Source organism: candidate division KSB1 bacterium, from assembly GCA_034506335.1.
Taxonomy (GTDB): Bacteria; Zhuqueibacterota; Zhuqueibacteria; order JANLFK01; family Oleimicrobiaceae; genus Oleimicrobium.
The window spans coordinates 1-24,262 of record JAPDPR010000018.1; the positions used below are offsets into that span (position 1 = coordinate 1).

The window sequence follows — 24,262 nt, forward strand, 5'->3', positions numbered from 1 at the left end:
GAACACATCGGCGAATGTGCCGGTACGCTTGTCCACATAGTAAGTGTCCTGATACATCGTCTTCCTCCTCCACCATCATTCGCTTATTCCTTATGTATTCCTCCTCCACCATCATTCGTTTATTCGTTATCTATTCGTTGACAACCATCGCCCCCTGATCTGCCAGTCTAAGGGCTCGTACGATAAGGAAATAGGCCAGAAGCTCATCCCTCGCATCGGGCTGTATCAAAAGGCCGGTGATGGGTTGCGGACGCCTGTTCATCACCAGGGAGTTGTGTACATGGGGACCGGCATTAAGATCCATCAGGACCTGGGCCAAAGTTGTCACAGCGGCCTGGTGTAGGTCAAACCCCTGATAGCTGTCTGCCCTCGGCGAGTGGTGCCTGGCAATGGCACTGAAGACCGCTTTCATCAGTTTAAAGCTAGGATCATCCTGCCCCGGCATACCCAAAAGCCGGTATAGTACCTTGAATACAGCTACTGCGCCTTCGGCAGCGTGTGGCGGGCGAGAGCCAGGCATCTCAGCCTCAACACTCTGATGGCGAGGATCGTCGGGATTATAGTCGGTATGGGCCAGCATGTATTCCTCTGCTACTGGCGCGCCGATCCGCCGTTGCCATTCATGAGCCCACCGCTGCCAGCGCCGGTCCATCTTGCCTACATCATGCAAGGCAATAGTCAGATGAACCGCCCTCTCCAACGACCCTTTTGGCAGGCCCATTTGCTGCTCCAGCCGATTAGCAGCGTAACTCATCTCCTTAGATAATTGAGCCTGGTAGACAGCCAGCATCTTCTGGATATGCTCCTGGTAGCTCTCGCGGCGATACCCGCGCCGTTCTTTTTCCTTCTCTATTACCTGGCTTTTTTGGAATGGGGATTGGAACCCCCCGCCAGGGCCAAAACGGAAGCCAGTAGTGGAGTCGTATGTCACTAAAAGGGGATTTACCACGTGAATGGCAGAACGTTTCAATTCCTGACGCTCTCTAGCTACAATCCACTCGTAGCGGGTCGGGCGATCCTCGCCTTCGTCAGCACCCTTTTCCTGAGGGTATTTGAGCAGCCAGCTAACCTCTTCATTGGGCAGCCCGGCCTCTTGCCACGCTTTGAACTGCCCATGCAGTGTCCCGAAAAACAGGGAGAAGCCTTCCAGGGCGTAAGGGTTCTCAATCTCCAATGGGTTTGGATGCACTAGGATAGTAACCGAATCGTCATGGCGGATCAGGCTCCGAGCCAACCCTATCTCCTGTTGCCCAATAGCTTTATTCACCTCCTGGCGATGGGCATAGCGGGCCTGTTCCAGACCATCCAGCATCCGGCCATCAGCCTCGGCATGGACTAAGTTCACCAGGCGCTGCTCGGCCAGGAAATCCATGTTCTCTTCCTCAAACGAGGGCAGTGCTTCCCAGGTCTTCTCGCATAAAGTTGCCTGTTGGCCAAGATAGGGAGCATAGTTCGGCTCACCCTTTTGGTTAAGGGGCACCTGGTAAACGTAGACATCGCCCTCTTCACCCTCAAAACGGGCACAGCGGCCGGCCCGTTGCAGGATGGCGCTGGCGGGAGCCACGTCCGTATGCATGAGCTCACAGGTAATGTCCAATCCCACCTCAATAACCTGCGTAGCCACGAGGATGATGCTGCCTGCTTTCTCTCCGTCTTTGCCGAAGAACCGACGCACACTGTCTTCCTTTTGCCGCCGATCTTCTCGCAGGAATCGGGAATGGAGGAGGATAACCTGGGTGCCTGGACCGGCCTGGGTGCAAAGCTCCTCAAAAAGGTCCTGGGCTCGCTCCACTGTGTTACAGATGGCGATAGAGCGGGTGCGGTGATGTCGTAACACAGCTTCAGCCGTCAGCGGTGCCTCCATACGGTGAAACCGACGTGTCTTATCCCTCTGGGTGGGAATTCTCCGAAGCTCCTCATTGCTGACAGTCACCACTTCGGCATCCAGCATAGAGGCCAGCCGGGCGAGCATTTCCTGAGAGAAGGTCGCGGTCATCAAGAGAAACGGTGTGATCCCTTTTGACATGCGCAGCATTTCCAGGGTAGTGGGCAGGGTTGATTCGGGATCCAACAGGTGAAACTCGTCAAAGACCAGGTAGGAAGAGACCACTGCTCCAGCATTCACATTGCCCTGGCGCAGGCTCAATGCGTAAGGGATATTCAGGAAACTGGAGAGCACCTGGTCAACCGTAGCAAAAGTGATCTCAGCTTCCAGTCTTCGGTCATCCTGTTGCTCACCGGTTTGCAGACGGGCGTCCAGGCTGGGTTGATCTTTCTTCAAGTCATCCCAGAAGCTACGGGCCAGCACCCGCATGGGCACACAATAGAGCATCTTCCGGGGAAAATCGAGGCCTTGCTGACGGGCTAGTAAATAGGGAAACAAAGCTGCTTTGGTCTTACCCGAGCCGGTTGGAGCCTGCAAAATCACATTTCGCCCAGCCAGAAGATGCTTCGCTGGCTCTGTCTGGAAACGACCGTACGGGGCAACGACATTGAAAATGGCTGCAAAAGCTTCATCCATCCTTTTCCGTCCTATTCCCCAACGTAGACCTGCATCTCGGCGATTCAGTCGAACCATCCAAGGGAGCCGAACGGCTACTGAGGCAAGTCGCCAACAGCGAAAACCATTCATTCCCATCAAAGGCCGCCCGCAACTCGGATCTTGAGTCTATGAAGGCGCTCACCACGCAAGCGCTTGCGGCCACTTGACGTGCCAGTCGCAAATCCCTACCGCAGCGCGGAGCACGCCGGGAACGCGAACTCAGTGCGCATATCCAACCCTTGTCAGCTCCTCCCGCAGCGGAAACAAATCAAACGCCCCGCCGGTGTGGATGAACAACACCTTCTCCCCAGGGCGGAAGCGCCCCTGGCGGATCTGGTCCACCAAACCGTACATTGCTTTGCCTGTATAGACAGGGTCCAGCAGGACCCCCTCTGTGCGCGCCACCTCACAGATGAAGGCCAACTCCTCCGGGCGGCTCTGAGCATACCCCAGACCCACGTAGCCATCGATGATCTGGATCTCCTCCGGCGCATACTCCAGCTCCACGCCAAAAAGAGCTTTGAACTCTTCGATGATGCCGGCGATGCGGCGAACAAAGTAAGGCGCATCGTCGCACACATTGATGCCGACGACACGCGTGCGCAGCCCTGCGATTTTGGCTGCTAAGAACATCCCTGCGTACGTACCTCCGGAACCCACGGCAAAGACTACCGCGTCAAATCGCACCCCCATCCGTTCCTGGTCGTGCGCGATCTCATCGCCGGCCTGCAGGTACCCCACCGCACCCAGGGCATTCGAAGCCCCCTCGGGGATGACGTATGCGCGCTCGCCACGCCGCTCCAGTTCCGCTGCCTTCTCGGCCATGATCTCGTCGCGTTGGCCGTAGTACTGTTCAGGAGTGATGAAAGTGACCTCCGCGCCCACCAGCTTGTCTATGAGGCCGTTGCCGTCCCACACCGCTGGTGCCTCGCCCCGAAGTACGAGGTGGCACTTGAGACCAAGGCGGGCTGCGGCAACTGCAGTGGCGCGCGCGTGGTTGGAGTGCAGCCCGCCGCACGTGATCACCGCAGTCGCCCCTCTGCGCAGCGCATCGGCGAGCACAAACTCCAACTTTCGCACCTTGTTCCCACTCAAGGCAAAGCCGGTGAGGTCATCCCGTTTGAGGTAGAGGTCTGGTCCCCCCAGGCTGCGTGAAAGGCGTTCAAGATGGTGGATTGGGGTAGGCAAATGCGCAAGTGCAACTCGTGGAGGGTAGGAGAATTGCATTGCAGCACCTCCATGCTGTCAAGCCATCGGGGAACCCCCTGGGCGTCGGAAGAGCCTGCGCCAGGAATACCCCCGGGCGCAATCCAACAGAGAATGACGCTCACACTGCTGCCGGTGCCTGGTATGCTCAGCCTGTTGCTTTTGCCGCGAAGAGGATGGCACCGATGATCCCCGCGTCGTTGCCCAGCTCTGCTCTTCGGATTTGGAGATCCTTCCAGGCGGTGGGCATGGCTCTTTTCCGCACCGCGTCGGCCACGCGCGCGATGAAGAATTCGCCTGCATCGGCTACGCCGCCGCCGATGATGACCACTTCGGGGTTGAGGGCATTGGCAAAGCTGGCAATACCCGCGCCGAGGTAGGTGCAGGTCTGCTCTACGGCAGCCAGCGCCTCGGGCTCACCCTGGCGCGCACGCTCAAAGATGAGTCTGGTATCTACTTTCTCAGGCACCGATCGTCCCGAGGTTTCCAGCCGGGCCACATAGTCGCGTACTGTTGCCGGGGCCGAGGCGTATTGCTCCAGGCACCCGCGCCCGCCGCACGGGCATGGCCTTCCATCGAACTCTACCAGCGTGTGCCCCAATTCCGCGCCTGCGTAGCGGCTGCCGCGATAAATCTCGCCGTTCAGGAAGAGGCCGCCCCCTATGCCAGTCCCTATAGTGAGACAGACGGCATGGCGGCACCCCCTCCCCGCGCCCAAGGTCACCTCGGCCAGCGTCATCAGGTTGGCGTCGTTATCGGCCACCACAGGGAGACCGAAACGCTCGGACATCACCCCGCCAATGTCCACGTCCGCCCAGTGGGGCAGGTTGGGACTCTGTCCCAAAAGTCGACCTCTATCCACGTCAATGACGCCAGGGCTCCCCACACCTATGGCACGAACGTGACCTCCCTGCTGCCGGGCCAGCGCTATGAGCTCCTCCACAGCAGCGAACATGTTTTCAAAGATGACCTGCGCCGGCGCGTTCGCCGCGGATGGCCGTATCCCCTTGTGCAGCAACTTCCCCGCTTTGTCGCCCAGACCCGCCTTGAGGAATGTCCCTCCCAGGTCTAGGCCCACAATGAGCTCCATGGCTTCTCTCCACCTCTCTGGACAGGCTCGCCCCCGACCAGAGCACTCATTCCAGCAGCTCGTAATAGCCCTCTTTGACTTTTGCAATGGTCACTTTGTGGCCATACCGGAGGGTCACCTTCCCGGCAAACGGGCGCATGTCGATGCGAAAGGTCTGCGTGGGCTTGCGTGGGCCTAAGCTCCAGCACTCCACAGCGAGCACCGTAGCCTCGTGGTACGCCCCGCCAATCTTGAGCTTGAACGGCTTGCCCGGCTTGGGAAACATATCCAGGTTCCCCCGTTGCACCAGAATGTACTGCCCCCTCACCTCCTCGTCAGAGAGCTTACGCGCGTAGACAGGACGTTCCTTAGCCACGGATCTCCCTCCCGCTTGTGGTGGCGACCTCTTTGTAGCAGCCCCCGGCTGCCATCGCTCACAGCTCGGCCAGGATGGCGTTCAGATCGGCCAGGTGCTGCTGCTCCTCCCGGATGGTAACATCCACGTATTTGCGTTCGGCATCTGGCACATGCTTCCGCAGCTCCTCCAGGAGCAAGAGCGTATTGCGCTCGGTCTGGATGGCCAGTTTGACGGCATCGGCATCGGACTTTTCCCGGGCCATGGCGGCGGCAGCCTCGGCATCAGGAAAGATCTTGTAGTTCAGGAGCGCTTTCACATAAGCATCATACTCCCCCGGGTAGCTCTCGGCCACATCCGGCTCGCCCAGCTTCTCCAGCAGCTCGGTAAAAAGCTTCTCGTGGTGGCGCTCCTGCTCAGCGATGCGCGCTGCTGCCGCCCGGAGCTTCTTGGAGCGCGCCTTTTCCGCAAGCGCCGTGTAGTAGGCTGCTCCGTTCTGCTCCTCTGTGATGTTCATCTTCACGATTTCGTTGGCATAGAACAGGCTTCCCATTGGTCGCTCTCCCTGTTGGTTCCGCTTTTCCTGCTAACGCTCCGTCCCTTTCGACACTTGCGCGGATGGACGGTCAAACACCACATCTGTCCGTCCACCATGATACCGCTGGCGATAGGTGCGCCTCACCTCCGCCAGGTCCGTGCTGACATAGTCCACCTCGTCGCTCCCTTCGCGGCGGCGAATCCACTGGAGGGTGCCCTCCTTCATGCGATCGATAAACAGAACCCCGTTGAGGTGGTCGATCTCATGCTGGAAAATGCGGGCCAAGAGCCCACGCGCCACCAGCTCCACCTGATGCCCGTCCTGGTCCAGGCCTCGCACCACGACCTTGGTGGCCCGCTCCACCTCCGCTTGGAGGCCCGGCAGGCTCAGGCAGCCTTCGGTATCCACCAGAGTGCGGGTGCTCCAGCTGACAATTTCTGGGTTGATGAGGATGTGGAGGTTTTCGCCTTCGGCCACGACGATGATGCGCCGCAGCACTCCCACCTGGTTTGCGGCAAGCCCCACGCCGTCTTTCTCCCGCATGGTGCGCACCATGGCGGGGATGAGGGCGCGCAGCTCATCATCAATCTTCTCCACAGGCGCCGCCGGCATCCGCAGCACCGGGTCTCCGTAAATACGAACTTCCATGAGCTCGTCCGTGGCCATGTCGTCACCCTTGCTGTTTGACCTTTGCCGCCTGCTGCTGAATGGCCAGGTATTCCTCGAAACGGGTCCAAAACGGGTCAACGCGCGGGTGCGTGAGGGGGCGAGCCACGCCCTGTTCCACGAGACTCAGGCCTTGCGCGGCCGGCAGCACTTCGCCCACCACTGAACTGATGACGCCTTCGGCCTGCAGTGCGGTCACAATAGCATCTGCCTTCTCTGCCCGCACCACTGCAATTAGGGTTCCCTCACTTATGGCCTTGTAAGGGTCGATGTCAAACACGGTGCAGGTCTGCCTGACGATATCCTGTATGACGATCTTCTCCTTTTCGATGCGCAGGCCGTAGTTGCCGGCCATGGCCATTTCGAAGAGACCGCCGAGTACCCCGCATTCAGTGGCATCGTGCATGGCAACCACACCGCCCACCTCGCAGGCCACGCGCGCATCTTTGACTACTGACATCTGGTAAAAGATCTCCTGCGCGTTTTTCAGCGCCGTCGGCCCCAGCTTCCTTTCGATGAACTCAGGGAACTGCACGGCCATCAGGCCGGTGGTCTCCACGGCCGGCCCCTTGGTGATGAGCACCACGTCGCCGGGGCGTACGTTGCGGGGGTCAGCTAACTGCTCGGGCTTGCCCACGCCGAACATGGTCGCTCCGCCGACCATAGGGTATGAGCAGCCGGCGTAGCGCGCGGTGTGCCCACCCACGATAGCAATGCCCAGCCGGCGCGCCTCGCTGTGAATCGTATCCCAAATGACCTCCAGCACCTCCTCGGTCATCTCAGGCGGCAAATTGAGGTCGATGGTCAAGTGCGACGGGGGGATGCCACTAACAGCCACATCGCTGGCCAAGATGTGCAGGGCAAACCAGGCGGCACGCTCCCAGCCCAGGGAGGGCTGTATGAAGACCGGGTCGCTGGAGAAGACCAGCACGTGCTCACCCACTCGCAGCACGCCAAAATCAACGCCGTGTCTGGGTCCGAGGATCACGTTCGCATCCGCCGCACCAAGACGCGGGTAGATCACCTTGTCAAAGAAGTCAAAATCAATCTTGCCCAACGGAGGCAATTTCGGGTTACTCCGCTCCATGCGTGGTGCCTCTAATCTTCTCCTCCTCGTGCGGATTTCCGTCTGTCGCCGGCCTCTTGCCAGCGGCGGCGGTCGTCTTCAGTCTCCAGAGCCACGTCACCCACGCGTTGCGGGCGGCCGTCTTCCCCCAAGGCCACAAAGACAAAATAGCCAGAACATGCGTGATAGACCGTGCCGGCATAAGTATCCTCTGCCCACACTTTCACGCCCACTTCCATGGAGCTGCCAAATACCCTGTTGACGCTCGCCTTGACGACCATCACTTGGCCCACGGTAATTGGCTTCAGGAAGCGGACCTGGTGCACGGCTACGGTAGCCACGCGCGTGCCCGTGTGCCGGCGGGCAGCAATGGTGGCCACCATATCCATGAGCTGCAAGATCCTTCCTCCAAATACGCTGCCGATGGTGTTGGCATCCCCGGGCATGGCTATGAAGCTGGATTCGGCCCGGTGCTCCCTGGCAGCGTCGCCTTTGCTTGCCGCGGAACGACTCATCGCATCACCTTCACCTGGTCAGCGGCATGGTAGGAGCTGCGCACCAGGGGGCCGGCCTCCACGTGCGCAAAGCCCATTGCCAGGCCCAACTCGCGCACCTGCTGAAACTCTTCCGGCGCCACGAAACGATGCACTGGCAAGTGTTTCTTGCTTGGCTGGAGGTACTGCCCGACGGTGAGCATACGGCAGCCCGCCGCACGAAGGTCGGCCATCACCTGCTGAATCTCATCCGTGGTCTCGCCCATGCCAACCATGAGCCCAGATTTGGTGATCAGGCCGGCTTGAGAGGCCCGTGCCAAGAGCGTCAGTGAGCGGCGATAATCTGCCTGCGGCCGCACCCGGCCATAAAGTCGGGGCACTGTTTCCACGTTGTGGTTAAACACATCAGGGCGGGCAGACAGCACAATGGCCAACGCCTCGACAGAGCCGGCGAAGTCGGGCACCAGCACCTCCACCTTGCACTGAGGGCGCAACGCACGCACCGCCTCAATGGTGGCCGCGAAGTGAGAGGCTCCCCCGTCCGGCAAGTCGTCGCGCGTGACCGAAGTAATAACGGCATATTCCAAGCCGAGGGCTTGCACTGCCTTCGCCACTCGCGCTGGCTCGCCCGTGTCAACTGGTGAGGGCACGCCATGCTCGACTGCGCAAAAAGTACAGGCGCGAGTGCACACATCTCCCAAAAGCATGAAAGTGGCCGTCTTCCGCGCCCAGCAATCGCCGATATTGGGACAGCGCGCGCTCTGACAAACGGTGTGCAGGCCATGTTGTTGCACTAGAGCCCTGACCGCGCTAACCTCCTCGCCACTGGGGAGGCGCACTTTGAGCCACGGCGGACGCTTCGCCACCCTTTGCCTGCCGAGGCTCACTTTGTCCACCATGACCTCTTTCCTGCTATTCATCATGGGGGCGGGTACCAAGGTAGTAACGGACAAAGGCCTGGTGCGTCCAGGGCATCTTTGCGGCAAAAATGCGCATGATCGCCTGGGCGTATTCTCTTATCTCTTCCTGGGCATGCCGATCGGTGCGCAGGCTCAAGAAGTTCATCAGGGAGCGGGCATTCACCGTCCAGTAGAACTGGGTGTACAAGGCAAGGGGGAGCACTATTCTGGCATGTTCCTTTGCCACGCCCTCGGCCAGCAAAGCTTGATAAAGCTCGTAGCTTCGCGAAAAGTGCTCGGCCATCTGGCCACGCAGTCGGCTATCGGCCTCCTCGCCAAGCAGCCCATACTGATAATCAGGCCCTTTCTCGCTGCGCAGGTGTTCAGGGAGGTAGAATTCGTACTCCAGGCGAGTGTAGCGACCCGAGATCTCGTTGTAGCTTGCCATGCGATGGCGAAACCACTGCCTGGCCACAAAGATGGGGCACTTGATGTGGAAAGTGAAGACGCTGTGTTCGAAGGGGGTTTCGTGTCGATGGCGGAGCAGATAGTCGATGAGCTGCCGGTCGCGTTCCTCGCCTTTGCTTTCCTGCCCCACCGACACGCGCGCCGCGCGGACAACGGCCGCGTCGCCCCCTAGGAAGTTCACCAGGCGCACGAACCCTTTGTCAAGAACCCGCTCTTCCACGCCACCGGTGGTTTTTGCCGGTCTACCCCGCCTGTTGCCCTCTACTGCCATGAAGTTCCTCGCTGCAGGCCCTGTCTCGATGTGGGTAAAGTTTACACCATATTTGGCAAATTTTCAAGGAAAATCTTGCCATGGCTCTGTCTGTCCATGTGGGCAAACAGAGCGTGTGGCCCGAGGGATGACGGGTAGGCGCCGGAGAGGATGGAAGTGGTACGTGCGGGCACCGAACTCGTGGTTGGGATTGTGGCCCTAAGGTCCGACCAGTCCCGCGGGCGACCGGAGCTCGCTGGCCGATTACTGCCCCTGCCTTTGACTGCGATCCGCCTGCCCCAGCAGTTCGATGTAAGGCCCGTAGTCAAGCCCCGACCGCACGAGGTACGTGGAGAGCAGGATCCTTACCGCCTGCTGCAGCTGTGCCGGGTCCCATGGCTTCTCCACGTATCGGTCGATGTGCGCCTCGTTGATGGCGTAGATGGTGTCCTCATGGGTGGCAAGACCTGTGAGCAGGAGTTTCTTGGTCTCCGAGAATCGCCCGGCTTGGGTGAGCTCGGCCAACAGGTCGATGCCATTCTTCCCAGGCATGATGTGGTCGCAAATGATCAGCGCCAGGTGGTCACCGGTTCGTTCCATCTCTGCCAGGACCTCCTCAGCCTCGGCTGCCGACTCACACTCAACAAACGCACACACCGCGGAAAGAGGTTCAAGGTCCTTGCGCAGCGCAGCAAGCACTTCCCGCTGGTCATCGATGCACAACACTTTCAGCTTTTCCATACCCTCCTCGAATCGGTAAGGTGACCTTAAACTCTGTCCTACCAGGTTGGGAGGTGACGTCGATCCGCCCCCCGTAGCTCGTGACGATTCTCTCCACGATAGGAAGCCCCAACCCGAGGCCAAATTCCAACCCTTTCTGTTTGGTGGTGTAATTGGGCTGAAAAATCCTTCGCAAAAGGTGTGGTGGAATGCCAGGTCCGTTGTCGACTATCGACACTTCCACCGCCTGGTCCACTGCCCGGCTGCTCACGCCGATTACTCCTTTGCGCGAGGGGTCAGAGGCGATGCTCTCGACGGCATTCCGAATAAGATTGCACCAGACCTGCACCAGCTCCCCCTTGCTTGCGGCCACGAGCGGCAGTTCGCCGAGATCCAACTTGAGGTCCACTTTGCGCAAAGGGCTGCTCAGGAGGATGAGGGCCTCGCCGATAGATTTGTTTACGTCCAACCCCTCCAAAGTGGTATCTTGGGTGGCTAAGTACTTGACGGACTTGACCACGTGCGCCGCATGCTCTGCCGCCACGGCCATATCCTGCAGTGTGGCACCTAACTGCCAATAGTAGTGGAGGCTCTCCGCAATGGCTGTCGCCTCGCGGCCGTGGCGCGCAAGCTGCTCCGAGGACACACCCATTTCCGCGAGCTTGTGCGCCATTTCAGCATCGAGTCCATAGGCCTGCTGCAGAGCCGTTTCCCGCTCACGCACCTCGCGCGTAGTCTGCCATCGCCCCCGCTCCAGCCCTAGGCGGAAGTACTCCAGCTTCTCTGGCGACTGACCCGCGAGAACACCAACCAGGTTTTCCCGGAGCCATTCGGTGTTCCGCTCGAGCACGGCCACGGCATTGTTCAGTTCGTGCGCTATGCCAGCAGCTATCTGCCCCAAGGAAGCCAGACGTTCGGTGTGGATGAGACGGCGGAGAGTGCGCTCTTTTTCTCGGGCGATCTGAAGCTCGCGTTGCTGGCGGTACTTCAGATCCATCACCACCACGGGCATGAACTGCTCGAAAAGCGAAGTGCCACGCGAGGGATCACGTACCGGCTCGTTCTGGTCGATATAAGCCACTTCTGCATCCCGTTCCACAAGTACCGTCGCGGAACTCACGAATGTGCGGGAAAAAAAGCTATACACCCCCACGAACTTGTTGCGGGTGGCGCGAAAGAGCTCGTAACGCGCACCACCTGGGCCGCGCACACACCCCACGAGCACCCCCTTTAACACCAGGTAGAGGCGGTCGTTGTATCCCCCCTGCACCATGAGTTTCTCGCCCCTGGCTAGCTTCAGGCGTCGCGAAGGGTCAGAAAAGTAGGTGCTGATCAGCCACGAGAGGTCAGGAGCTTTGCCTCTGGCCATGCCGCAGGTCACCTCACACGAGCTCGGTCTTCCATCGCGCCTGCAAATATGCGAAACTTTTGCCGAATATTCAAGCGGGAATTGGACAAAAACTGAGCTCAAGCCTTCGCCGGACCGTCAACACAAAGAGAGCTCACCTTGATGTACCACAAGGAACTGCACGCCCCACTACCTCCTACCTGCGCCTTTACTGACTTGGGCCCAAGATTGTTCTTGCCTTTTCGACATGATGTGACTAAATTGGCGCGTAAGGGCCACCTGGGCGCAGATAAAGGAAGGAGGGCCATATGCTGCAGGAATTCAAGAAGTTTATCTTGCGAGGCAACGTGGTGGACATGGCGGTGGGGATTGTGGTCGGCGCCGCATTTGGCAGCATCGTCAAGTCACTGGTTGACGACATCCTCATGCCGCCGATCGGCCTGCTTCTCGGCAAAGTTGATTTCAGCAACCTCTACATCGTGCTCCGCGAAGGCACCAGCCCCAAGCCTTATCCAAGCCTCTCGGCTGCCAAAGCGCTGGGGGCAGTCACTTTCAACTATGGCGTGTTCATCACCACGCTGATCAACTTTCTCATCATCGGGGCTGCGCTCTTCCTGGTGGTAAAAGGGATCAACGCTCTTCGGGCCAAAGAAGAGGCTGCTCCGGCTGCCCCCACGACCAAGGAGTGCCCGGAGTGCCTATCAGTAATTCCCATCAAGGCGACGCGTTGCGCTCACTGCGGTATCGTGCTCAAGTGAGATGCAGAGACACTTCTGCGCCCAGGGCCCACCATATTCTTAGGGGAAAGCGATCCTATGAGGCCTGCCAAAAGTTCCACACACACCAGGCCCGATCTCCCCTTCTCGGCAGTGACCACGCCCCGGACATGAGCCGGCGGCCGCTGCGCTCTCTTCCTGTGATCCGGACGCCAGCGGGGAATTGTACGCCCTTTCTGCCGCGTTCCACGGGCGGCACTCAGGTCAGGCGATACAATGCCTCGTAGCCCAGGGTCAGGAGCTCGCGCATTCCAGGGAGGTTGGGAAGGCGAATGCACGGTATACCAAACCGGACCCGGTACACAGGCCGCGCGAGAAACAACTCCCGCACCACCGGCCTCAAGCCGTGCTCGCGACAAAGCCGCTCAAAAGAGGCAATGCTCAGACCGTGACGCCTATTGGCTATGATGTTGGCGATCTGGTACTCGGCTTCGCCGGCCAGCCGCCCCAAACGGCGCAGCAAAGGGGCGGGCAGAAGGTGGAGGTAGGGCACAAGTCTAAGCACTGAGCGCCCCACCTGCTGATGGCCGGCAAACGGGGAGTACTTGGGAGGAAAGGAGACATAGAAATAGCCCCCTGTTTTGAGCAGTCGCCTCACGTTTTGCATAGCAGCAACACGGTCCACCACGTGCTCCATCACATCGCGCATTACCACCAGGTCGAAATTGTCGCCTACCGCATTCACGCAGGCGGGCTCCGTGATATCCCCGATCACCACCTCCAGTCCAGGGTTTTTTGCCTTGGCCAGGGCCACGCGCGCCGGGGAAAGCTCAAGTCCCACCCCCTGGATCCCCAACCCGTAGAGCACGTCGAGAAATCCCGCCTCTGCGCACCCCACCTCGAGCACGCGTGCCTGAGAAAAACCTGGTACGTGCTTCTGGAAAAAGGGCACGAGGTAGCGCTCGGCAAACGCTCGCTGCTCGTAAAAGTGCTTCTCCGCCATGACCCAGGGCCTCGGAGGTAGCCTTTCATCTGATTGGGTAGATAAAGTTTTCGCCTACCTTCACGCGCAAGACCCGGCCCCGCGCATCCATTTCAAAGGAGACAGGCTCCCCATCGCTAGCGCGACGAAACGTGGCCGGACCTATGGGCTCCAGCTCCACCAAAGCTTCCGTCGGATCATCCTCAGGCGGGTAGCTGAAACCGTACAAGTACAACCGCGTGCCCAAGAGCAGTACGTCCGTCCGCCAGTGGGTGGGGTCTTCGTATGCGCCCACGAAGCGGACCCAGGTGGAGTCGAACGCAGACGGTACCTTCGCGGGCTTTGCTCCCAAGGTCTCTGCAGCAAGTCCCAAGGCCTTGACGGCGATGGTGTTTGGGTCAAAGTCCTCTGTATTGCAGAAAACGATTGCTGCCACCTTCTCTTCGGGTGCCAGGAGCACCTGGGACCGATAGCCGGCCACCCAGCCGGCGTGACCGACCACCGTGCGGCCCCCGACACGCCGCACGCTGAAGCCCAAACCGTATCCGCTCTGCCAGTCCGGCCGGAGCCAGTGCACCCGGTGCATTTCCCGCAACGTGCTCCCTTTGAGCACGGCCTGCGGGGAAAAATCGTCATAGCGGAACTGGAGGGCGCAGAAGCGCCCCATGTCTTCGAGGTTGCTGGCCAAGTTCGCCGCTGCTGTCAGCCCCCGCGCATCGGTAAAAGGCGCAACCTCGCGCCCCTTCCCCTCCACGTGCCGCAAGTAGCCGGTTGCTAGCCCGGGCGTACCCGGGGCTACCTCCAGCAACGAGGAGTTCATGCCCAAGGGACGCAAGATGTGCTCGGTCACGTATTGAGTGTAAGGGGTGCCGCTCACCACGGCAACAATCTCGCCCAGGAGCGCCATGCCGAGATTGGAGTACTTCCACCTCGTTTCCGGCTGGAATACCATTTCCTGGGTCGGAAGCTTGGCGACCATCTCTTCACGTGCGGGAAACCGGTGGTCCGTCCAATACGGGAAAGCAGCCTCGCGAGGGATGCCAGAGGTGTGCGTGAGGAGCTGTCGGATGGTCACCGCCGGCCACTCAGGTCGACGCCCTTGCAAAGAAAACCACGGGAGGTACTTCTGCACGGGGTCATCCAGCGCTAACTTGCCCGCATCACGAAGCTGCATGACGGCGGTGGCCGTGAACAACTTGGTAATGGAGGCCACGCGGAAGAGCGTGCGCGGGGTGACCGGGGCCTTAGTCCGCAGATCAGCGTAGCCAAAACCTTTGGCATAGACCAGTTCTTGGTCCCGCACGACCCCGATAGCCAGACCAGGGAGGCGATAGTAGGCCATCAATTCTCCGACCCAGGTCTCCAAGAGCTGCATCTGTGCCGCAAAGTCCTGCCCCGGGTCGGCAGCACTGCTCCAGCACCACGCCACGAGCAGCATGGCAATCACGATCCGTCTCATCACCGAACTCCTCGTGTAGATCCCTCGCACATTAGAGCCCCGCCATTGACGCACGTGCATAAAGTGCAAAAAGTACATCCGCCGTGAAGAGAGCACGGACACGCCAAAGCCCCACGTTCGCGCACTGCCGGAAAGAAGAAAGCCGAGCTCTTTCGATCTTCCCTCTCAGTTAGGCGACCGCGCTGCGGAAGACCACTCCGTGTAGGCATCCCCCCGTCAGTTCGACAGTGTCGTATCATCAGCCTCGTCTGCAAGATCCTTGGCGCTGGCGCTGTCCCCTTACAGGGAGGACACGTACTGCTTGAGGCGCAGCACCCTCTCTGGCTCAGCCTCGTAGGGGAGCACCCCGGTGCCAATACACGTTCGCGGACGACCTGTGGCCAGCTGAAACACGCGCTCCACCTCCCGCCGCACTGTGTCCTCGTCGCCATGAACCAAGGTCCACGGGTCCATGTTGACGCGCACCGTCACCTCCGGATAGCGTGCTGCCACGCTCATAAACGCCGGCTGGTCAGTCTCAGAAGGGCAGATGAGGTAACCGGCGCCGGTCCGAAACAACATCTCCGCGATAGGAGCCGTATTGCCCCCGATTATGCACGGTGCGGGACGGCCGAGGAGCTCCGAAGCGGCCTCCACCAGTCGGACCAATGCCGGGTACTCCACTTCGGCAAAGAGCTCAGGGGAAAGGAGCGGTGGTGTTGCCGCCGATTCGAAGATGGTCACGCCTAGGCCGTACGTGCGCGCTGCCGCGCAGAAAGCTCGCTGTCCATCTACCAGATGGCAAAGCGCCTTTCCTACAGTTCCGGGGTCGCTCACAAGCGCACACAGCAGAGTTTCGAATCCTACCAGATTGCAGGCGAGTGAAAAGGGCCCACTGACCGGCACGCTCACATTCGCCTCCGGCAGTTCCTTTTGCAATCGCTGGCCCACGGCAAGTACCATCGGGATGCGGCCAGCGTTGGTAGCGTTCAGAGGCTTCAGCTGGAGTATGGAGCGAACTTCGGGACAGGGATACCGCGTCACCGCAGGGAGGCCGTGCCCATCCGGTTCACCAATTTCGGCGCCGTATGCCTCCGCCTCCAGGTTATAAATATCTATGCCCACGACCACCGGAGAATGGCGGTACAGGCGAAAGGCAGCCGCGTGCGCCTGGAACAACAAGGCTGCGTCTCGGGAGGTTTGCCACGGCGTTTTGCCGATCAACCGGGCGGCATGTTCGTACACGGCAGGAGTAAAGTCCACGAGCGAACCTCGACTATCGTTGCACGGTCTGGTGTTTCAGCGGTGCGCCTGGAGGTGCGCCTTCAGTTGGGCCGCCAGTGCATCTAGTTCGGCACGCGGCGGCATGCGCCCATAATCGGGACCGAAGCGCAAGCCAAAGCCATCGCCACGAAATCGTGGCACCACATGCAGGTGCACATGAAAGACCTCTTGCCCAGCAGCGCGGCCGTCCGCCAGATGCAGATTCACCCCTTCGCAGCGCACCCCGCTCGATCTCAACGCTTGAGCCACCTTTTGCGCCATCCGGAAAAGTTCTGCCCCATCCTCAGGATCGAGCTCCGACAACCCCGCAGCGTGGTGCACCGGAATGACTAACACGTGCCCAGGATTCACTGGCCGGATATCCATAAAGGCCCAACACCTTTCGTTCTGGTGCACGACGCTCGCAGGTCTCCGTCCTGCCACGATTTCGCAAAACACACACCCTGGCTCACCTTGCTGTTCCATTTCCGCTCTTCTCCACCTAGGCTGCAACGCGAGAACCCCGCCCTTAACCCCGGTCCCTCTGGGGGGTCACGTCCAACCTCCTACTTCACCATCCTCGAAGGGTTTCCACAACCGAGGCCCACGCGGCCGCAACTGTCACATCATTGGCTGTCGCACCTCACCTGGGCGGTACATAGTCGAACGGTAGTTGTTCGGCCATGCGGTCATGCGACCATCGCCCATAGCGGACAATGTCTGCGGGGTCTAAGGCATACCCTGCGATGTTGACCAGCACGGTGTCCTTGGACAGCCTAATCAGTGATACCTGATAGCTGCCCTGCGTGAATTCATCTGGTTCCAGGATGTACATGACCTTCAGGAAACCTGGGAAATGGAGCTTAAGAGTAAAGCGATCATCGCCGGGCGAGAAAAGCTGTGCCTGCTTTGCCCGGCTATCATAGCTCACCTGGCGATAGCTGTAAAGCTTTGGGGTCCGCCACACTGAGAAGCCTTCCTCTTTTGTGGTACCCGAAAGCAGGGCGTTCAAGAAGTGGCGGAAAGAACCACGGTAGGCGCGGAGCCTGTTCTCGGCCCAGGTCTTCGCTTCCTCCTGGTCTGCCGCCTCAAGCTCGCTAAACTGCGCCTTTGCCTGATAGTGGGAGACATCGCCGGTGAGTGCGAAAGAGACCAACACGGCGTGGATGCGATAGCCCAGGCCCCGATTGACAATCTCAAGCGGCGCGCTGGCTGTGGCGTGCAGGGTCTTTCCCTGTTCGTCTCGCGCAAAATCAAGAACCTCTGGGTTCAGAATCGTGCTGTTCTTAGCGTTGGCGCTGGTGCCCACGAACGCCTCACAAAAGCGCTTCAGCTCGGCACGCCACTTTTCCGGGTCTTCTGCGCGCACCTCGATTGGCCGGACCTCCAGCACCGTGGGCTTCAGGGCAAAATTAATGACCCGACCGTCGTCTTCTGGCATGCGGAGGGAAAAGGATGCGGGGGCGTAGCCAATGCGGGAGGCGACAAGTTCAAAGTGGCCTTGCGGAATGTTCCGAATGAGAAAATACCCATTGCTGTCGCTGGCAGCCCCGATAGTACTCTGGGCAAGGAAGACGTTGACCAGCTCTAAGGGTCTGCCGGTGGCGGCATCTGTCACCCTCCCCGCAATAGAAAAGCGCTCCTCCCGCTGTGCAGCCGACGCCGCCACCAGTCCGACCATGGCCCAGAGAATCCACCCAGCAAGAACGGCCCCCACGAGGCGCACAGGCCGGCACACCACGCCTAGTGTGGCGGCATAACACCGTGCACTGCTCGCGCAGGCCACTACTCGCCCTCCGGCAGATAGTCAAAAGGAAGGGCTTCTGCCATGCGATCCTGCGCCCAACGACCGTAGCGGATCAGGTCGCCCTCCTCGCCCGTGTAGCCGGGCTCGTAGACTATCACAGTGTCCGCAAGCGCCTCAAGGTAGGAGGTCTGCGTAGAGGTGAGCGCGAACTCATCCGACTCCCTGTGGTACACCACTTGCAAATACTTGCCAAAGTGAAGCTTGGTCTCGCCGGGAAAATCGCCAGGAGAGAACAACTTCTGCTGCGATTCTCTGGTCACGTACGCGTAGTACGCCCGTTCTCCAGGAGAACGCACAGCACCGACGAAAAAGCCCTCTTCCTTCAGGCGGAACTTGACCAGCGCCTGGTAGAAATGTCGAAATGAGCCCCGGTATGCCTCCATCCTCCGCCTGGCCCACTCTTGCCGCTCAGCTTCGTTGCGCGGCTCCAGTTCCTCAAACATTGGCTTGACCACGTATTTGCACCTGCCATGGCCAAAACTGAACTCCATCAGCACCGTCTTGATCCGGTAGCCCAGGGCGCGGTTGATGATCTCTAGCGGCTCTGCAGCGGTGGCGGTCATCATGCCGGATGCCTTGTCGTATACGACGTCGACATATTCTGGATTAGTGATCTGGCAGCGCCGCGCGTTGGGGGTCTGTCCGAGAAACTCGCGCAGGAAGATGGCCATGTTCCGTTCCCAATCTCTTGCGCGGGGGGCCTCCACTTGTATTGCGGGCAGTTGGAGCACCCGTCGCTCCAGGCGGAAGTTCAACTCTGTCGTGGACGGGGCGCCAAAGCGGAGAGGAACGGTCTGCACCTTGTAGCCCATCATCGACACGACCAGCTCATGGCTGCCCAAGGGGATATTGCCCAGGCGATAGAACCCTTCCCGGTCAGTAGTGGTGCCGATCATCGTGTTTGACAAGAAGACATTCACCAGCGCGAGGGGCTCGCCTGTACTGGCATCCACCACCCGTCCGTACACTGTACACCGGCTCATCTGGCCGAAAACTTGTGCCGCGCTCAGCCACAGGAGCCACAATAGCACAAGACACGTCTCCGGACGGATCACTGCAGAAACGGCTTCGTGATCTCGCCTGCCAGGCATCAGCCCCAGGCCCAGGCGCTCAATGCGAGCTCGCAGTTTTGCCTGTAATGGCGCCACCAGACCCAAGAGGTGTCTATTTTCCTGCCGCTTTCTGCGCTCCCTCTGGCTCCGCCAGGAACCCTATCGCCCGCTCTTCGTCGGCGTTCATAAGCACCCGCAGGACCTGCCCATTGGTCGCGGCCGGCACGTCGATCACTCGCACTACGTGCGACAGCCAGGCAAACTCGGGCAGGAATCTTGGAAGTTGGTTTTCCGCGTGCAAGAGGAAGGCCTCGTTAAAAACCACGCCCTCGTCGTCTGGATAGAGCGGCAGGTAGCGAATAGCCGACTCCACCAGATCCTGGAAAAAGTGGGTGCCAAAGGAGAGTTCGGGCACATAGTTGCCCTTGCGGCGCGCGATCTCGATGAGCATGGCGCTCCGATTGATGTCCGAATAGGTCACGCTGACCCCAAGCTTCACGTCCCCGCGACTGCCCCAGCGCCCTGGCCCCATGAGGATGAATTGACGCCTGGGCAGCAGCTTGTTCAGTAGACCGATGGCTCGTCCCACTTGCAGGAGCTCCCCTTGCTCAGAGAGACTGTCGTAGGCCGCAGGGTCCACGTAGACAATGTGCGTGATGGCCGGCACCTGGCCGTTGGACACATAGCGATTGGCCGTGAAAACGATGCGCTCGCGAGGGACATCCTTTGGTATGGGGGAAGGAGTGGCCCCACGGGCCCGGCTCTGTGGCCGGCACTGCAGGAGGTAAAGGTGGCTCCCGTCGTGGGCAAACTCGATATCCACCGGCATACAAAAGCTTTCCCGCAGCACTTCCAGCATCGTGCGGATCTGCTCAGTGAAATTGGTGCGCTGCAGGAGCCCTTCAAAGGTCACTACCACATTCTCCCTCCCCAGGTCCACATTGAAAAGGGACGTGGGATGATGGAACATCTGCCCGTCAAAGATCGAGATAACCAACTCCAACCCTGGAATCTCTTCGCCGTGCTCGCGGACCAACCGGGCAAAATCCACAGTCTCGAACGAATTGGTGCGCAAATTGATGAGGTCAACACGCTTAGGCGAGTAACGCACAATTTCCTCTGGCGTGGTGTTCACGCGGAGATTAGGCTTGCCTGGGGAAACCAGCGTCGGGTAATCGTCCCCCACGCGATCAACGGCACGAGTGCCAAGGCCAGGCACCATCCTGATGACTCCGTCCTCGCGGCGTATCCGCGGCGACCAGCTAAACTCATTGTGCGTAAAAGCCACACCTGCAAAAGTGGGCAAGAAATAGTTCCCAACTCTGTGGCCCACCACCTGCTGAATCATGATCCCCATTTCCTCGAAGAAATCTAGTAGCCCGTGCTCGATGCGGTATTCGATGGGGTCAGGGGCAAAGGTGGAAGCGTAGACTTCCGCGATGGCATCCATCAGCGCCTCCAGCCGCTGCTGCTTGCTCCCCTGATTGGCAAGGAAAAGGCTCTTGTACTTGCCTGAGAAGACCGCGCCTGCACGGTCTTCCAGAAGACTGGAGCTGCGCACGACAATGGGCGAGTCACCCAGGTCATCTAGCGCAGCGTTCAGCCCGCTGACGATGCGCGGCGGAAAGTAAGAGTGCTTGAAAATCTGGATGAGATTCGGGTACTCGAAGCGAATCTCTTCGAGGTCCTTGTACTTCTGCTCATGCACGTCCTCCAGTCCGTTGTAGTTAAGAAAGTGCGTGAGGGTATCGGAGGTGACGTACCAGGTCTTGGGGGTCCGCACGTCTCGCAGCACCGGATACCTATCCTCGAGTCTGCGAATAATGCGCTCGGCGAGAAAGAGCCCGGCGCTTTTTCCCCCCAGATGGCCATGGCTTTCCTCGTGATACACGATGCGGTCGGTGAGCGAAAAAACGTCTGGAAGTGTGACGTACCGCTTGGCCACGTTGATGAGCTCTAGCTGCTCGTAGAAGAGCCGACGAATCAATGAGACAAGTACGCCCTTCTCATTGGCAGGCGAGAGCTCCACATCAGCGCTGGAACTGAGACGGTAGCGGGAGATGGCGTTGATGACCTCATCCAGCGAGCTATTGGGGTTGTCAATGGCGCGCACGAAGAACATCGCTTTGTCTTCGCGGATCCAGCGCTCGATGGAGAGCACGATCTGCTCCCCACTCATGTGCTCGGCCGCGATCTGAAACACTCGGTCGCTGAGGGCAAGAATCTGCTCCAACGACTGCTTCTGGCTCGGGCGGTTCGGGTCCTCTGGCTGCAGCTGGTCGGCGAGCGCCTCACTGTAGCCGAACTCCCCCAGAAGGCTGACCGCGTGTTCGTTGCCGGCGCGACAGAGTTGACGCAGCATCTTCCGCGCCAAGTAGAAGTAGAGCTTGCGGTCTGTCTTGCGCAGAGTCTCCACAATGGCCAGCCACCGCTCCCCCTCCCGACCGTACGCGCCGGCACCAAGGCCATCCCATTTGCAATAGAGGCGCTTCAGTTCCAGGTAAAGAATGGCGTGACCGAGAAGATCAGCCACGGTACGTAAGAGCTTGCCTTCCTCGGGTAAGAAATAACCATCCCTCCCCTTCGGGACCTCACTGACATAAGAGACCACTATCTGGCCTACGGGCTTGTCCTGCACAAAGAGTGTTTCCCTCTGCGCAATGGGGCTCTCCGTGTACCCGTCGGTCTGAAATACTTCCCCCTCGTACTCAATCTTCGCCTGACAGAGCTCAGGGTATTGCCAGCCGGAAGGCAGAACCCTCACGACCTGGCGCAGCAACTCGCCAAGCTCCTTCCCCTGTTCGTGTAGCACCTCCTGGACGCGGTAAAGGCAGTTTAGTTCCTTTTCCCGCTCTTTCAGTTCGCGGACCAGGTTCTCGAAATGTGTATCGTGGTCGGCCATGCTATTAACCTCGACGCACTCCCTGTCCCCTCGGCGCAGTGGGGCGGCCCACCGCCAACGGACTGTCTCTGTTCACGGGAAATATAGCACATCTTTGGTTCCCGCGCAACAGAGAAAATCCACCCTGCAAAAGAGAGAAGGCGTCCACCGTGTGGACGCCTTCGTCCGTTCATTCACAACCAATCAATGCCCGTGCGCTCCAGGCGGCGAATTGCCCCTAGCGAACGAGTGTGGGCCCTCCCTTTTTCGCCTACACCCAGCCACGCGCTTTCACGGCCTGTGCAACTCTGTCGATGGAGATGACGTAGGCAGCATCACGCATGTAGAGGTTGCGGCGTTTGGCCAGCTCGTACACGTTGTGGAAGGCTGTGGTCATCTTCTCGTCCAGCCGTTGCAAGACCTCTTCCTTTGTCCAGAAAAAGTTGGTGTTGCACTGGACCTGCTCGAAGTAGCTGCACGTTACTCCGCCGGCGTTAGCAAGAAAGTCCGGAATGAGGAAGATACCCCGCTGCTGTATCACCTTGTCGGCCTCGAGGGTGGTGGGTCCATTCGCTCCCTCGGCGATCAGCTTTACCCGCTTGCTGATCTTGTTGACCGTAGTCCCGTTGATCTGGTTTTCCAGCGCCGCCGGGATCAGAATATCCACATCTTGCTCAATCCACGCGTCGCCGGGCAGTATCTCGTAGCCCATCGCTTTTGCCTTAGCCTTGTCGATCGCGCCTAGCCGGTCCGTAATCGGCCAAAGCTCATTCATGTCCAGTCCGCTGTCGCGGCGGAAGGTGTAGGCGGTCTTATCGCCCTCATCCCAATATGAGGCAGCGACCACCTTGCCTCCAAGCTGCTGAAACAGCTCAATGGCGTACTGGGCAACGTTCCCAAAGCCCTGACAGCTCGCGGTAGTGCCCTTGATGTCGATGCCCAGCTCCTTCAGGGCCTCGCGCACCGTATAGACCACGCCGTATCCGGTGGCTTCCGTCCTGCCCAGTGAGCCTCCGAGGCCCACTGGCTTGCCGGTAATGACGCCTGGGTACTTGCCGGCGTGCATGGTCTCATACTCGTCCATCATCCACACCATGTGCTGCGGGTTTGTGTAGACGTCGGGAGCAGGTACATCCCGCACCGGGCCAATGTCCCACCCCACTTGCCTGACCCACCCACGACATAGAAGCTCCTGTTCGCGCATGCTGAGGTCGTGGGGATTGCACACCACGCCTCCCTTTCCTCCGCCAAGAGGGATATCCACGACGGCGCACTTCCAGGTCATCCACATTGCGAGTGCGCGCACCGTGTCAATGGTCTCTTGGGGATGGAAACGCACTCCGCCCTTGGCCGGACCGCGCGCGTCGTTGTGCACCACGCGAAAGCCGCGGAAAACCTGTACCTCCCCAGAATCCATCCTCACAGGAATGCTAAAATGGTATTCCCGCTGAGTGTTCCGCAACAGCTCCCTGGTCCCTCGGTCCAGTTTGAGCATCTCAGCGACTTTATCAAACTGCGCTTGGGCCGTTGCGAAAGGGTTATAGCCTTCTGCTTTCATAAAATCCTCCCTCTTTGGTTCCTTGCCGCCGGGTGGCTACCTGCCGGCCCGCGCCCCACTCCCGTAAAATGCGCGCAAATATATACAAAAGAACTCACTCGAACAACCACTTTTTGGCCCTTTCGACGTGCTCTTAACGCCCTCCCGCGTTGGGCGGCACGAATCACTGGCGAGGGCTTTCCAGATAGGCCACAGCCAGGTGGGCCAGAGCCCTGACACCTACCATGAGCGCACTTTCGTCCACAAAGAAACGCGGCGAGTGGTTTTCCGCCACTGTATCAGGGTCCGCGCCCCTGGAGCCTACCCCCAAGTTAATGAACAGGCCGGGGATTTCCTGTGCGAAGTAGGCGAAATCCTCTGCGGTAGTCTTCGGTGGCACCTGTGTGGCTTTTCCTCCTACTGAAATGCGATCAAGAACCGGGAGCATACGGCGCGTCAACTCCGGGTCGTTCACCAATACGGGATAGCCGCGAATAATCTGCACCTCTGCTTGGGCACCGGCGGCCTCGGCGATGGAGGAGGCCATCCTGCTGATGCGCTTGTGCAGCTCTTCACGCGTCTGCTCGCCAAAGCTCCGGATGGTGCCCCAGAGCTCCACCTTGTCTGGAATGATGTTGTTGCGCACCCCCCCGTGGATGCTCCCCACGGTGACAATTGCTGGAGCTTCGGTAAGATTCACCTGGCGACTGATAATCGTTTGCAAGCCCAAAATAATCTGCGCGCTCACCACCACCGGGTCCACACCCCGCCAGGGCGACGCACCGTGCGTCTGCCGCCCCTTGACCGTGATGCGCAACTCGTCCACCGCGGCCATTGCCGGGCCAGGGCAGTAGGCGATGCTCCCGGCAGGAAATGGGAACACATGCAAGCCAAAGATGGCCGATGGCCTCGGGTTTTCCAGGGCCCCTTCAGCTATCATCAGCGCTGCACCTCCCTGTTCGCCC

Annotated in this window: 21 protein-coding genes and 1 pseudogene; 1 reads left to right on the forward strand and 21 read right to left on the reverse strand. The window is 59.6% G+C overall.

Features of this window, described 5'->3' with window-relative positions; all coding sequences use genetic code 11:
- Window positions 1-130: 130 nt before the first annotated feature.
- The 12 genes and pseudogenes from cas3 to ONB25_07240 form a co-directional block, all read right to left on the reverse strand.
- Window positions 131-2,521: a CRISPR-associated helicase Cas3' gene (gene cas3, locus ONB25_07185; protein ID MDZ7392658.1), complete on the reverse strand. Its 2,391-nt coding sequence runs from the start codon at window positions 2,519-2,521 to the stop codon at window positions 131-133.
- A 240-nt stretch (window positions 2,522-2,761) separates the two neighbouring features.
- Window positions 2,762-3,769, reverse strand: coding sequence for a D-cysteine desulfhydrase family protein (locus ONB25_07190; protein MDZ7392659.1), 1,008 nt, complete (start codon window positions 3,767-3,769; stop codon window positions 2,762-2,764).
- A 127-nt stretch (window positions 3,770-3,896) separates the two neighbouring features.
- The gene (locus ONB25_07195) at window positions 3,897-4,838 is read right to left on the reverse strand and encodes an ROK family protein (GenBank protein ID MDZ7392660.1); all 942 of its coding nucleotides are present in this window, start codon (window positions 4,836-4,838) and stop codon (window positions 3,897-3,899) included.
- 46 nt (window positions 4,839-4,884) lie between these two features.
- A complete protein-coding gene (locus ONB25_07200) occupies window positions 4,885-5,193 on the reverse strand; it encodes a hypothetical protein (GenBank protein ID MDZ7392661.1) in 309 nt (102 codons plus the stop codon).
- Between the two features lie 58 nt (window positions 5,194-5,251).
- Window positions 5,252-5,725 carry a ferritin family protein gene (locus ONB25_07205; GenBank protein ID MDZ7392662.1) on the reverse strand — a complete coding sequence of 158 codons (474 nt, stop codon included), beginning with the start codon at window positions 5,723-5,725 and terminating at the stop codon, window positions 5,252-5,254.
- Between the two features lie 207 nt (window positions 5,726-5,932).
- Window positions 5,933-6,376, reverse strand: a pseudogene (gene def / locus ONB25_07210) (peptide deformylase).
- A 4-nt stretch (window positions 6,377-6,380) separates the two neighbouring features.
- Window positions 6,381-7,463 carry an AIR synthase family protein gene (locus ONB25_07215; GenBank protein ID MDZ7392663.1) on the reverse strand — a complete coding sequence of 361 codons (1,083 nt, stop codon included), beginning with the start codon at window positions 7,461-7,463 and terminating at the stop codon, window positions 6,381-6,383.
- Window positions 7,464-7,474: 11 nt separating this feature from the next.
- Window positions 7,475-7,957 (reverse strand): acyl-CoA thioesterase, encoded by a 483-nt coding sequence (locus ONB25_07220; protein MDZ7392664.1) that lies wholly within the window; start codon window positions 7,955-7,957, stop codon window positions 7,475-7,477.
- Window positions 7,954-8,835 (reverse strand): lipoyl synthase, encoded by an 882-nt coding sequence (gene lipA, locus ONB25_07225; GenBank protein MDZ7392665.1) that lies wholly within the window; start codon window positions 8,833-8,835, stop codon window positions 7,954-7,956. The genes ONB25_07220 and lipA overlap by 4 nt, the downstream gene beginning before the upstream one ends.
- A gap of 13 nt (window positions 8,836-8,848) precedes the next feature.
- On the reverse strand, window positions 8,849-9,523 hold the full coding sequence (gene thyX, locus ONB25_07230; protein ID MDZ7392666.1) for an FAD-dependent thymidylate synthase: 675 nt from the start codon (window positions 9,521-9,523) through the stop codon (window positions 8,849-8,851).
- Between the two features lie 294 nt (window positions 9,524-9,817).
- A complete protein-coding gene (locus ONB25_07235; GenBank protein MDZ7392667.1) occupies window positions 9,818-10,294 on the reverse strand; it encodes a response regulator in 477 nt (158 codons plus the stop codon).
- Entirely contained in the window at window positions 10,263-11,642 is a 1,380-nt protein-coding gene (locus tag ONB25_07240; protein MDZ7392668.1) for an ATP-binding protein, read from the reverse strand. The genes ONB25_07235 and ONB25_07240 overlap by 32 nt, the downstream gene beginning before the upstream one ends.
- 287 nt (window positions 11,643-11,929) lie before the next feature.
- On the opposite strand from ONB25_07240, the gene mscL reads away from it, so the two are divergent.
- The gene (mscL, locus tag ONB25_07245; protein ID MDZ7392669.1) at window positions 11,930-12,379 is read left to right on the forward strand and encodes a large-conductance mechanosensitive channel protein MscL; all 450 of its coding nucleotides are present in this window, start codon (window positions 11,930-11,932) and stop codon (window positions 12,377-12,379) included.
- 217 nt (window positions 12,380-12,596) lie between these two features.
- Here mscL and ONB25_07250 read toward each other — a convergent pair whose 3' ends face one another.
- From ONB25_07250 to ONB25_07290, 9 genes are all read right to left on the reverse strand, one after another.
- A complete protein-coding gene (locus tag ONB25_07250; protein MDZ7392670.1) occupies window positions 12,597-13,340 on the reverse strand; it encodes a class I SAM-dependent methyltransferase in 744 nt (247 codons plus the stop codon).
- 25 nt (window positions 13,341-13,365) lie between these two features.
- A complete protein-coding gene (locus ONB25_07255) occupies window positions 13,366-14,778 on the reverse strand; it encodes a beta-lactamase family protein (protein ID MDZ7392671.1) in 1,413 nt (470 codons plus the stop codon).
- Window positions 14,779-15,057: 279 nt separating this feature from the next.
- Window positions 15,058-16,020, reverse strand: a complete 963-nt coding sequence (locus tag ONB25_07260) for a hypothetical protein (GenBank protein ID MDZ7392672.1) — start codon at window positions 16,018-16,020, stop codon at window positions 15,058-15,060.
- A gap of 36 nt (window positions 16,021-16,056) precedes the next feature.
- Window positions 16,057-16,506: an HIT family protein gene (locus ONB25_07265; protein MDZ7392673.1), complete on the reverse strand. Its 450-nt coding sequence runs from the start codon at window positions 16,504-16,506 to the stop codon at window positions 16,057-16,059.
- A 157-nt stretch (window positions 16,507-16,663) separates the two neighbouring features.
- Window positions 16,664-17,806 (reverse strand): carboxypeptidase-like regulatory domain-containing protein, encoded by a 1,143-nt coding sequence (locus ONB25_07270; GenBank protein ID MDZ7392674.1) that lies wholly within the window; start codon window positions 17,804-17,806, stop codon window positions 16,664-16,666.
- Window positions 17,806-18,975, reverse strand: coding sequence for a carboxypeptidase-like regulatory domain-containing protein (locus ONB25_07275; protein ID MDZ7392675.1), 1,170 nt, complete (start codon window positions 18,973-18,975; stop codon window positions 17,806-17,808). The genes ONB25_07270 and ONB25_07275 overlap by 1 nt, the downstream gene beginning before the upstream one ends.
- Before the next feature lie 16 nt (window positions 18,976-18,991).
- Complete coding sequence (locus tag ONB25_07280) at window positions 18,992-21,781, reverse strand: PEP/pyruvate-binding domain-containing protein (protein MDZ7392676.1); 2,790 nt, start codon at window positions 21,779-21,781, stop codon at window positions 18,992-18,994.
- Between the two features lie 250 nt (window positions 21,782-22,031).
- Window positions 22,032-23,318 (reverse strand): Glu/Leu/Phe/Val dehydrogenase, encoded by a 1,287-nt coding sequence (locus ONB25_07285; GenBank protein ID MDZ7392677.1) that lies wholly within the window; start codon window positions 23,316-23,318, stop codon window positions 22,032-22,034.
- A gap of 163 nt (window positions 23,319-23,481) precedes the next feature.
- The coding region (locus ONB25_07290) for an amidohydrolase (GenBank protein MDZ7392678.1) at window positions 23,482-24,262 on the reverse strand (781 nt) is incomplete at its 5' end.

What these genes read in the sequence shown, in the direction of transcription:
- cas3 (MDZ7392658.1), bottom strand. Translation starts at nt 2,521, where the DNA reads ATGGATGAAGCTTTTGCAGCCATTTTCAATGTCGTTGCCCCGTACGGT.
- ONB25_07190 (MDZ7392659.1), bottom strand. Translation starts at nt 3,769, where the DNA reads ATGCAATTCTCCTACCCTCCACGAGTTGCACTTGCGCATTTGCCTACC.
- ONB25_07195 (MDZ7392660.1), bottom strand. Translation starts at nt 4,838, where the DNA reads ATGGAGCTCATTGTGGGCCTAGACCTGGGAGGGACATTCCTCAAGGCG.
- ONB25_07205 (MDZ7392662.1), bottom strand. Translation starts at nt 5,725, where the DNA reads ATGGGAAGCCTGTTCTATGCCAACGAAATCGTGAAGATGAACATCACA.
- ONB25_07215 (MDZ7392663.1), bottom strand. Translation starts at nt 7,463, where the DNA reads ATGGAGCGGAGTAACCCGAAATTGCCTCCGTTGGGCAAGATTGATTTT.
- ONB25_07220 (MDZ7392664.1), bottom strand. Translation starts at nt 7,957, where the DNA reads ATGAGTCGTTCCGCGGCAAGCAAAGGCGACGCTGCCAGGGAGCACCGG.
- lipA (MDZ7392665.1), bottom strand. Translation starts at nt 8,835, where the DNA reads ATGGTGGACAAAGTGAGCCTCGGCAGGCAAAGGGTGGCGAAGCGTCCG.
- ONB25_07235 (MDZ7392667.1), bottom strand. Translation starts at nt 10,294, where the DNA reads ATGGAAAAGCTGAAAGTGTTGTGCATCGATGACCAGCGGGAAGTGCTT.
- ONB25_07240 (MDZ7392668.1), bottom strand. Translation starts at nt 11,642, where the DNA reads ATGGCCAGAGGCAAAGCTCCTGACCTCTCGTGGCTGATCAGCACCTAC.
- mscL (MDZ7392669.1), top strand. Translation starts at nt 11,930, where the DNA reads ATGCTGCAGGAATTCAAGAAGTTTATCTTGCGAGGCAACGTGGTGGAC.
- ONB25_07250 (MDZ7392670.1), bottom strand. Translation starts at nt 13,340, where the DNA reads ATGGCGGAGAAGCACTTTTACGAGCAGCGAGCGTTTGCCGAGCGCTAC.
- ONB25_07255 (MDZ7392671.1), bottom strand. Translation starts at nt 14,778, where the DNA reads ATGAGACGGATCGTGATTGCCATGCTGCTCGTGGCGTGGTGCTGGAGC.
- ONB25_07265 (MDZ7392673.1), bottom strand. Translation starts at nt 16,506, where the DNA reads ATGGAACAGCAAGGTGAGCCAGGGTGTGTGTTTTGCGAAATCGTGGCA.
- ONB25_07280 (MDZ7392676.1), bottom strand. Translation starts at nt 21,781, where the DNA reads ATGGCCGACCACGATACACATTTCGAGAACCTGGTCCGCGAACTGAAA.
- ONB25_07285 (MDZ7392677.1), bottom strand. Translation starts at nt 23,318, where the DNA reads ATGAAAGCAGAAGGCTATAACCCTTTCGCAACGGCCCAAGCGCAGTTT.